At 69.2% G+C, this 10472-nt stretch carries 3 protein-coding genes; all 3 read right to left on the bottom strand.

All coding sequences use genetic code 11. The features are described 5' to 3' along the window. Positions 1 to 32: 32 nt before the first annotated feature. The 3 genes from ACXJY8_RS01095 to treZ all read right to left on the bottom strand — a co-directional run bounded on the left by ACXJY8_RS01095 (position 33) and on the right by treZ (position 10286). Positions 33 to 3413, bottom strand: a complete 3381-nt coding sequence (locus tag ACXJY8_RS01095) for a maltotransferase domain-containing protein (protein ID WP_463775186.1) — start codon at positions 3411 to 3413, stop codon at positions 33 to 35. A 169-nt stretch (positions 3414 to 3582) separates the two neighbouring features. After that, complete coding sequence (locus ACXJY8_RS01090; protein ID WP_463775182.1) at positions 3583 to 8484, bottom strand: malto-oligosyltrehalose synthase; 4902 nt, start codon at positions 8482 to 8484, stop codon at positions 3583 to 3585. Continuing rightward, positions 8484 to 10286: a malto-oligosyltrehalose trehalohydrolase gene (gene treZ, locus ACXJY8_RS01085; RefSeq protein WP_463775177.1), complete on the bottom strand. Its 1803-nt coding sequence runs from the start codon at positions 10284 to 10286 to the stop codon at positions 8484 to 8486. The genes ACXJY8_RS01090 and treZ overlap by 1 nt, the downstream gene beginning before the upstream one ends. Between the last annotated feature and the right edge of the window lie 186 nt (positions 10287 to 10472).

Below are 10472 nucleotides of genomic sequence, written 5' to 3'. Positions count from 1 at the left end.
CGTCGGGTTTTTTGCTGACACGGGCACGCGGCTTACGCAACCCGGCTCGGAGCGCGAAGGCGCCAGATCACCGCCGAGCGCTCTGCGGGGTCCAGGGCGATGCGGTGCGATTTCCCACGCAGCTCGAATTTGTAGCCGAGCAGCAGGTCCTCGACCTCGACGGCGCCGTCATCGGGCTGGCCGAGCAGCCAGAGCGGCACCTCGTAGGTGCATTCCTGGCGGTTGCGCGGGTCGAGGTTGACGAGGACGAAAATGCAGTTGTCCCCGTCCGGCGTCACCTTGGCGTAGCCGATGATCTGGTCGTTGTAGGCGCCGGTGAAGACCACATTGCGGAAGTCCCACAGCGCCGGGTTATCACGCCGGATCTGGTTCAGCTTGATGATGTGCTCGCGGATGTTTCCCGGGCGGTGATAGTCCCAGGCCTTGAGCTCGTACTTCTCCGAGTTGAGGTACTCTTCCTTGCCCGGATACGGCTCGGCCTCGCACAGCTCGAAGCCGTTGTAGATGCCCCAGACGCTGGACAGGGTGGCGGCGAGGGTGGCCCGCACGACGAAGCCCGCCCGTCCGCTGGTCTGCAGGTAGATCGGGTTGATGTCGGGCGTGTTGGCGAAGAAGTTCGGCCGATAATATTCACCCATCTCGCCGGCGAGTTCGGTGGAATAGGCGATCAGATCGGGCTTCGTATCGCGCCAGGTGAAATAGGTGTAGCTCTGCTGATACCCGGCCTTGGCGAGCTTCTTCATCATCTTCGGCCGGGTGAAGGCCTCGGCGAGGAAGATCACGTCCGGATAGCGGGCGTTGACCTCGGCGATCATCCACTCCCAGAACGGGATCGGCTTGGTGTGCGGGTTGTCGACCCGGAAGATGCGGGCGCCGAGCTTGGCCCAGCCCATGACGATGTCGCGCAACTCGATCCACAGGGACGGCAGGGCACCGCCGTAGAAGTGGACGTTGGAGATGTCCTCGTACTTCTTGGGCGGATTTTCGGCGAATTTCAGGGTGCCGTCGGGGCGCCACTCGAACCATTCCGGATGGGTCTTGATCCAGGGATGGTCCGGGGAGCACTGGATCGCGAAGTCGAGCGCGATCTCCATGCCGTAGGCATGGCTCGCCGCTACGAGGCGGCGGAAGTCGTCGAGGGTGCCGAGTTCAGGGTGCACCGCCTCGTGGCCGCCCTCCTCCGAGCCGACCGCGTAGACTGAGCCGACATCGCCGGGGAGCGCCGTCAGAGTGTTGTTCTTGCCCTTGCGGTTGGTCTTTCCGACCGGGTGGATCGGCGTGAAATAGAGCACGTCGAAGCCGAGCTCGCGGATCTCCGGCAGGCGTCGGATCACGTCGTCGAAGGTGCCGTGGCGGTTGACGTCCATCGACTGGGAGCGCGGGAAAACCTCGTACCATGCCGAGAACCGGGCGGCGAGGCGATCGGCGATCACCGGCACGTTCACGGGGTAGCGCGAGAGGTTGATGCGCGGGGCATGACGCCGGATCAGGTGCGCGTTGGCCGGCGCCAGCATCAGGTCGAGTTGTCCCGCCGAGCCGGACGGCTGGGCCTCGAGATCTCCCACCAGGGCCTTCAGGCGGTCGCTGTCCGGGCCCGTGGCGTTCTCGAGGGCACCGACGACGAAGGCGACGCCCTCGATGGTCTCCAGGCGCACGTCGACCCCGGCGTCGCGCTTCTTCAGGGTGTCGCGGATCCACGACGAATAGCCGTCGCGCCAGGCCTGGACGGTGAATTCGTAGCGGGCGTTGCGCAGGAGCGGGAAGTGGCCGCCCCAGCGGTCGTTGTCGACGAAGACCATGCGATCGGAGCGCCAAGCGGTCTCGCCCACCACGCGGGACAGGATCTCGGCGTCGATGATCTCGTGGCCGTCGCTGAAGATGTCGGCGGTGACGTGGACGCTCTCGCCGACCACGCGCTTCACCGCGGAGCGGCCGCCGTCGATCTCCGGCATCACCGCCTCGATGACGACCCGGCCCTCGCCGGTGGGCGTGCTCGGCTTCGGCGCGGTTTTCACCTCCGCGCGTTCCGCCGCGAGAATCCGGACTTCGCCGGGTGCCAGGGCCAGCGCGATTCCCGGCCGGAAGTCGATGGGCTCGGCCTCCGGCGTCCGGTCGATGAAGTCGCCGAGCATGCCGCCGGTCCGGGCCAGCAGCGCCCCGGGCTCCACCGGCACCGGGATGGCGGTGGGATTGTAGAGTACCAGCGTCGCGCTGCGCGCCGAGGCGCCGTGGCCGGTATCGAAGCGCAGGAGCGCGGTATAGGGCGCATCCGGCGAGGAGATGCGCGCCTGGGCGCCCTCGACATTGGCCGCCGGGAGTTCGGCCCGCAGGGCGTTGATCGCCGCGATGGAGGCGGAGATGTCGATACCGGTGTTTGATTCACGCGCCTCGGGACTGGTCTCGACGACGTGCAGGGCGCGGCGGTAGCCCCATTCGTAGCCGATCGGCATCAGCACGCCGGCCGAGAAGAACGCCGACAGGGCGTAGCGCGCCTTCAGGTGCCGCGCGACGGCCGCGGGGTCGCCATCGAGGTCGGCCGCGAGGCGGGCCATGTCGTGATTCTCGGGAAACGCGATCGAGGGTGCGATGACGCGCAGGCGCTCGTACTGGTCGAGCGCCCAGGACGCCTTCAGGTCCCACCAGGCGAAGCTGTTGAACAGGTAGTCGAACCCGGCGCCGGCGGTGGATTGTGCCTCCTCGAAGGTGCAGCCGAGGGTCTCGGCCGCGAACAGGCAATTCGGCTCCAGCGCCTTCGCGGCCCCGATCAGGTCGCGCCAGACCGATGCCGGGACCTTGTAGGCGGCATCGCAGCGGAAGCCCTGGACGCCGAGATCCTGCAGGCGATTGACGTAGCCCGACCAGAACGCGGTCAGTTCCCGGCGCGAACCCTCCGAATGGTAGTCGAGTTCGGCGAGGTCGCCCCAGACGGTCCGGATCGACGGGTCGTCCGGATCGACGGCATAGGGGCTCTCGATCCTGCCCTCTGCGTCCTTGACGAACAGGTCGGGGCGCTGCGCGGCGAGCGGGCCGTCCATGGCCGTGTGGTTGATGACGAGGTCGGTCATCACGCTGAGGCCGTGCGCCGTGGCGGCGGCGCAGAACCGGCGGATCTGCTCGTCATCCGAGGTGCCGTCCTGGTCGCGGAAACGCTCGTCCAGGTGGTCGGGATCGGCCACCGCATAGAGGCTGCGCGAGCCGCCGGTCTGGTGGAAGGGGTTGAGATAGACCCAGTCGAAGCCGAGCGCTGCGATCCGGGGCAGTTCGGCGGTCCAGGCCGAGACGCGGCCGACGAGGAGCGGGAACAGATTGTAGATGCGCGGTCCCTCGGCACGGGGCGCCAGGGCGGCGGGAAGCAGCACCCGACCGGCTGCGGTCCGCTGGGCGGCGGTCGTTGCGGGGCTGGGTGCGTTCATGCGTGCTCCATCTCGTCTTTCGCGTGCGCGATCCGGGACCCGGCTCCGGGTCTCGCGAATCCGCCCAGGGCGGGCCCGCGGGGGCGCGACAGTGACCGGGACGGGAGATCCCTCCCCCGGTCGTTCGTGTGCGGGCGCTCCGTATCCCGGGAGCGCATTCGATCCGCCGTCAGCGCGTTCGCTTCAGGACGGCATAGGGCAGACGCGCGAAGGCCCGTCCGAGTTCGATCCGGCCATCGTCGGAGACGATCTCGTCCCCGGTGACGAGATCCGTCCAGGCCGTTCCGGGCGTCACCGCGACCGCCGTCCCGGCGAAGGCCTCGCCCGACCAGATCGCGCCCTCGACGAGGCCGGAGACCAGGCGTGGGATCACCACCACGAGGTCGCCCTCGCCCGTCGTCGCATCGGAACGTGTGAATGCGATGACATGGTCGGCCTGCGCGCCCGAGGCCGGGAGCGCCTGGTAGTCGGCATCGGCATAGAAGCTCGGGCGGGCGGCGCGGTCGGCCAGGAGCCTGGCTAGGGTCGCCTGCTTCACCCGCCCGTCCGTCCAATGGGCCAGGAGATCGGCGACCGCCCCTCCCTCCTCCAGGGCCCGGGTCAGGGCCGGGTAGTTCACGGGCCGCCGGTTGTCGGGGTCGACGAACGAGAAGTCCCAGAACTCGGTGCCCTGGTAGGTGTCGGGCAGGCCCGGCAGGGTCACTTTCAGGACGGTCCGGCCGAGGCCGGCGATCATGCCGAGATGCGCCAGACGCTTTGCGAAGGGGCGCAGCTGAGCGAGGAACGCGGAGCCCGGGGCGATCAGCTGGGCGAAGAGCGCGTGCACCGCACCCTCGTAGCCCTCGTCGACATTGACCCAGCTCGACCTGCGCTTGGATTCGCGCAGGGCCTTCTCGGCATAGGCATCGAGCCGATTGCGGAAATCCTCGATCGCGGCCGGATCGTCCGCCTCGAGCAGTTCCAGCGGCCAAGCGCCGAGGATGGCCTGGAAGAACATCCACTGGTCGTTGGCGTCCGGCACCGGCTCCCGGTCGATCACCGTCAGGTGGGGCTGGGCGAGGTTCGTCCAGGTCTCCCAGGCCGCGGCCCAGTCCTCGGGCATCTCCGAGAGGGCGAGCAGGCGCGAGCGGGCATCCTCGCCGCGCTTGGTGTCGTGGGTCGCGGTGGTGATCATCGCGTTCGGCCAGTCGCGCGCCCGCGCCGCCTGGAGCGCGTGGAAATGGGCCGCGTCGATGCCGTATTCGCCCGGATCGCCGCCGACCTCGTTCAGGGCGAGGAGTTCGGCGAAGCGGTAGAACAGCGTGTCTTCCAGGCTCTTGGCCATCACCGGGCCGGTGAGCTGCTGGAAGCGGCGGCGGAAGCGCAGGATCACTTCCGGGTCCGGGCGGCCCGGTCCGGTCACGTCGATGCGCCCGAGCATGGCGTCGGCGGCGAAGTCGTGCACGGAGCGGTCCGGCAACGCGCTCCAGCGCTTGGCCTTCTTCACCGCCGTCTCGATGAGGCGGATGTCCTCGTCCTCGACGTCGCTCTCGTCGAGGTCGCCCGGCAGGTAGCTCCGATAGGTCGGGAAGCGGGCGATGATCTCGATGAGCGCCCGGCGGATGGCGTTGACCGAAAAGTCGCGCGTGCGGCGGTCGGCATCGGCCACCGCCTTGAGGTCGGAGGTTATCACCTCGAGCTCTGAGGCGAAGCTGATCTCTAGGATCTCGGCCTTGGCGGCCCGGAGCATGAACTTGTAGGGCTCGTCGAACTGCGTCCGGCTCTCGTAGAGCCGGCGGATCTCGGCGCGCTTGCCCTGGTCGACGAGGATGCCGTCGAGCTGGTTGAGCACGTCGTAGCCGGTGGTGCCCGCCACGGGCCAGGGTCGCAGCCGCTCGCCGGGTTCGAGGATCTTCTCCACGACCACGTAGAAGCCGGGACCGATGGCGGCCTGGAGGGCGCGCGCGTAGCCGAGCGGGTCGGCGAGACCGTCGATGTGATCGATGCGCAGTCCGTCGATCCGCCCGGCCGCGATGTGCCGGAAGATCGTCTCGTGCGAGCGCTGGAACACGTCGGATTTCTCGACGCGCAGGCCCGCCAGGCCGTTCACGTCGAAGAACCGTCGGTAGTTGATGTCGCTCGCGGCGATCCGCCAATGGGCGAGGCGGTAGGATTGCTGCTCCAGCAGGCGGTGCAGCGGGCCGAAGCTGTCCGGGTGGCCCTTGGCGCCGTTGAGCAGCTTCAGGGTCCGCCCGATGGCCGCCGCGATGGCGGGCGAGGCTTCGACCGCCTCGACCAGGCGCTCCTTGAGTTCCTCGGCCTCGGCCGGGAAGGCGCGCCGGCGCTCGTCGCTCGTTTCCTCGCCCATCAGGCGCAGGCGCTCGGAGATGCCGAGCACTTCGAGGGCGGCCGCATCCTCGATATCGCCGAGCGCCGCAAGGGAGCGGTTCAGGATGGTCGGGTATTGCAGCGGGCAGATCGGGAATTCGTGCTCGTAGTGCCAGATGCTGAAGGCGCCCTTCTCCGGGTCGAACCTCAACTCCAGGGTCCCCTTCTCCAGCGCCTCGCCGTAGCGGTCTCCGAGGAAGGGCACCACGAGCTTGTTCTTGGCGCCGAGCCGCGACCAGTCGATGTCGAAGGCCTCCGCCGAGGGCGAGAGCCCGCCCCATTCGAGCACCGAGAGCCACCACGGGTTGTCGGCGCCGCCGACGCCCATGTGGTTCGGCACGATGTCGAGCAGGAGCTTCAGGCCGGCGCCGTGCAGCACGTCCGAGAAGCGGGCGAAGCCCTCCTCGCCGCCGAGCTCCGGGTTGATCGTCGAATGGTCGACGATGTCGTAGCCGTGGGTCGAGCCCGGCCGGGCCTTCTGGATCGGCGAGGCGTAGACGTGGCTGATGCCGAGCTTGGCCAGATAGGGGACGATCGCTTCCGCATCCGCGAAGGTGAAGTCCTTGTGGAACTGCAGGCGGTAGGTCGACCGGGGCGGCGCCGAGGCGAGGCGTGCGGCACCGGAACGCGGGCCGCGGTCCTCGGCCGCGAGGGAGGCGGCGAGCTTGGCCAGGGGCCCGCCCGGCGCGGCGATGCTCTCCAGCGTGCGATCGAGCTTGCGCCGCCAGTTCGGATACCCTTCGGTGGAGCCGGGGACGTTGGCCTGCGAGAGTTCGGAGACCACGTCCTCGTACTGCACCGCCGTCAGCATCGACGGCGCGCGCCCGAGATAACGGGCCGCGGCCTCGAAGGGAGCGGCCTCGGGCGGATCGTAGCTCGGCAGCAACTGCTCGGCCGCCAGCGCTTCGGTCAGGCGAGCCCGCTCCTCGACGCGCTCGCGGCGCTCCGCATCCGCCCGCTCGGAATCGTAGAGCCCGAGGGCCTGGCGCGTATCGGTGTCGACGCCCCGCCACCAGCCGACGAAGGTCGGCAGGTCGTGGGTGGTGATGGCCGTCAGGGCATCGCGCGGATAGGCCGCCGGCGGCTTGAAGCGGGCGCCCTGCTCGCGCTCGAAGGCGAGGATGCGGTAGCTGAGGATGCCGGCCTGCATCAGCGCGTCCGAGAAGCCCTCCGGCGCGGTCCCGAGATCCTCGGCGATCACGAGGCACTTGGCCCGGTGGCTCTCCAGGCGCAGTACCGCGAGCATCGGCTCGAAGGGCATGGCCACGTAGGCACCCTCCCTGGCGGAGCGTCCGACCGGGATCAGGAAGAGGCGGGCGAGCTGGAAAGCGTGGTCGATCCGGATCGCGCCCGCATGGCGCATGTTCGCCACCACCAGGGCGCGGAAGGCCGCGAGCCCGTCGCGCTCCATCTCCAGCGGATGGAAGGCCGGCAGGCCCCAATCCTGACCCTTCGGGGCCAGCAGGTCCGGCGGCGCACCGATGGAGACGCCGTTGGCGAAGCGCTCGGGATGCGACCAGATCTCGGAGCCGCCGCGGTCGGCGCCGACCGCGAGGTCACGGTAGAGCCCGAGGCGCATGCCGGTGGCGAGCGCCGTATTCGCGGCCTCCTCCAGCTGACGGTCCGCGAGGTATTGCAGCCAGATGTGATAGGTCACGGCCTCGGCATGGGCCTCGGCGAAGGCGCGCACGGCGGGCGTGCCGTTGCGGCGCATCTCCTCCGGCCAATCGCCGAGCCACTGGGCTCCCTGCGCCTGGTAGTGCTCTGCCAGGGCCTCGAAGGTGCCGTGTGCCTCGAGGTCTTCGCCCCCGGCCACCCGGAAGGCGGCGAAGCCGGCATCCATCCCGTCGCGCGCCGCGGATTCCTGCCAGAGGGCCTGCAGCACGGGCGAGAGCACCGCCCAGATGCCGGCATGCTCCACGAGCTTGGCCTCGCGCAGCGCCTCGACCCGGTCTGCCATCGAGGCGAGGAGATCGGCGGCCTTCGAGCCGATGAAGCCCGGCAGGACGCCCGGTTCGATGAAGAGGATTTCGAGGAAGAGCCGCGAGGACGGCGAGTAGGGCGAGATTTTGGTGCGATCGGTGGCGAACAGCGCGTGGACGGGGCTCAGCCCCAGGAACGACGCGCCGCGCAGGCCGGCATCCCGCGCGGCCCGGCCGGCATCCGCGTAGGAGCCGATCCCGAGGTTGTTGGGCGAGCGCAATCCGTAGAGCTGTGCCGCGAGACCCCAGTCGCGGGCTCCCTCGTCGGCATAGGCCCGCGGACGCCAGCAGCGCTGCGGCGCCGAAATCACCCAGGCCTCCGAACGGTGCTCCCCGAGGGTGACCGAGAGGCGATGATAGCCGGGGGTGAGCGGCGGCAGCTCGAAGCCGCTGCCGGTGACCGCGACGCGGCCCTCGCGGTGATGTCCGCGCTCGTCCACGAGGCGCCAGGACAGGGTGCCGCCGGCGCCGTCCACCTGGATCGGCACATGCGTGGCGCGGCGCGCCTCGGCCGGCAGGAGCGGCGCGATCAGTCCGCTGCGCACCGCCGCGACCTCGGCGAGGCTCGCGGCGATCTCGGCGTCGGTCTCGACCGGGAAACCCAGGGCCGCGATCATCCCGCGCCGAACGTCGAGGGCGGTCTCCACCGGCTGCCCGAAGGCGTCGGTGTAGCCGGCGGCGACGCCGAGGAGGTCGGCGAGGCGTTCGAGGTCGCGGCTCATCACTTCACACCCGTCAGGAAGACACCCGTCCAGGACGGGAGTTCGGTCGATCCGTTGCCCAATCCGCTCGACCAGATGACCTGGCCGGCACCGCGCTCGACGGTGACGTCCTCGGAACCGACATTGGCGACGAAGCGCAGCCAGCCGCCCTCGTAGGTCCAGGTGCAATCGACGACGTCGGGACGCGGCAGGGTCGCCTTTGCACCAAGGTACCGGGTCTTTGTGAGGGGCACGACGCTCTGGTGCCGGATCTGGAGAAGGTTGCGCGTATCGGCCAGCACGGCGCGGTGCGCCGGCTCCGAGCGCTCGGCCCAGTCGATCCGCGAATCCGTGAAGGTCTTCGCCTCGGTGGGATCGGGGATCACCGACGTGTCGTCGGCGAAGGCCGCGAAGCTCTTGAACTCCCGGCGCCGCCCCTCGCGCACCGCCTTGTTCAACTCCTCGTCCGGCGCGAAGTCGACGAAGAACAGGAACGGCGCGGTCGCCGACCATTCCTCGCCCATCCACAGCATCGGGATCTGCGGACTGAGGAGCAGACCGGCGCGGGCAAGGGCGAGCTTTCGCGGGTCGCAGAGGGCGCTCAGGCGCTCCCCGAGGGCCCGGTTTCCGACCTGATCGTGGTTCTGCAGGAAGGTGACGAAGGCCGAGGGCGGCAGGTGAGCCGACGGTTCGCCGCGCGGATGGTTGTCGAGGGTCGGGAACGGCTCGCCCTGGTAGGCGAAGCCCTCCGACAAGCAGCGGGCGAGGTGCTCGACAGGCTTGTCGGCAAAGCTCGCATAGTAGCCCGCGTCTTCGCCCGTCAGCAGCACGTGCCAGCAATGGTGCAGGTCGTCGGCCCATTGCGCATTGTGCTGGATCGCCCGTCCCTGCGGGTCGCGCTCGAGCCAGCGAGCCTGGTTGGCCTCGTTCTCCAGCACGAGGTGGATATGGCGCCCTGGCAGGCGGGCGCGGATCGTCTCGGCGAGTTCGCCGATGAAGTGCTTCTGCGAATCGTCGAGGATGGCGTGGACGGCATCGAAGCGCAGTCCGTCGAAGTGGAATTCTTCGAGCCAGTACAGGGAATTCTCGATGAAGAAGTCGCGTACGACGCGCCCGCTGGTCTCGCCGTCGAAGTTGATCCCGGCGCCCCAGGGCGTCTGGTGCCGCTCGGTGAAGAAGGTCTTGGCGTAGGCGTTCAGGTAGTTCCCGGCCGGGCCGAAGTGGTTGTAGACGGCGTCGAGGAAGACCATCAGCCCGAGGCCATGCGCCTTGTCGATCAGGCGCTTCAGGTCATCGGGCCGACCGTAGGCGCCATCCGGCGCGTAGGGCAGCACGCCGTCGTAGCCCCAGTTGCGGGTGCCCTTGAAGTCGGCTAGCGGCAGCAGTTCGATGGCGGTGACACCGAGGTCGCGCAGATCCTCGAGCTTCCCCTCCAGCGCCGCGTAGGTGCCTTCGGGCGTCGCGGTGCCGACATGGAGTTCATAGAGCACGACCTCTTCCCACGGGCGCCCGGTCCAGGCTGCGTCGGCCCAATCGTAGGCGCGCGGGTCGATCACCTCACTGAGGCCAGAGACGTCGTCCGGCTGGAAGCGCGAAGCCGGGTCCGGCACGACGAGATCACCGTCGATCCGGTAGCCGTAGCGGGCTCCACCTGCGGCACCCGGGACGGTGAGCCGCCGCCAGCCATCGCCCGCCTCCGGCATCGCATGATCGGCCCCGTCGAGGACGAGACTGACCTCCTTGGCGGTCGGCGCCCAGAAGGCGAACCGGACCCCGTCCTTCGACGTTTCGCTGCCGAAGGCCATGCTGTGGGCGCGCCGCATCAAGCCACCATCTTCCGTCTCTCGCGTTCGCCGGGGGTCGTGAGCGTCCGTCGCACCTTGCAGAAGCCCGCCCGCACCGTGTTGTTCCCTGCGGCCTCACCGTCGAGGTAAGGCGTGGCTTGGATGCGACAACCACCGAAGGACAGACTTTTGTGCACTGCACCGCCTGGCGAAGCCCGTAGCGCC

This window comes from Methylobacterium sp. TK31, assembly GCF_055361545.1.
Note: the sequence above shows the minus strand (reverse complement) of the source record. Positions and strands in the feature narration are given on the sequence as shown.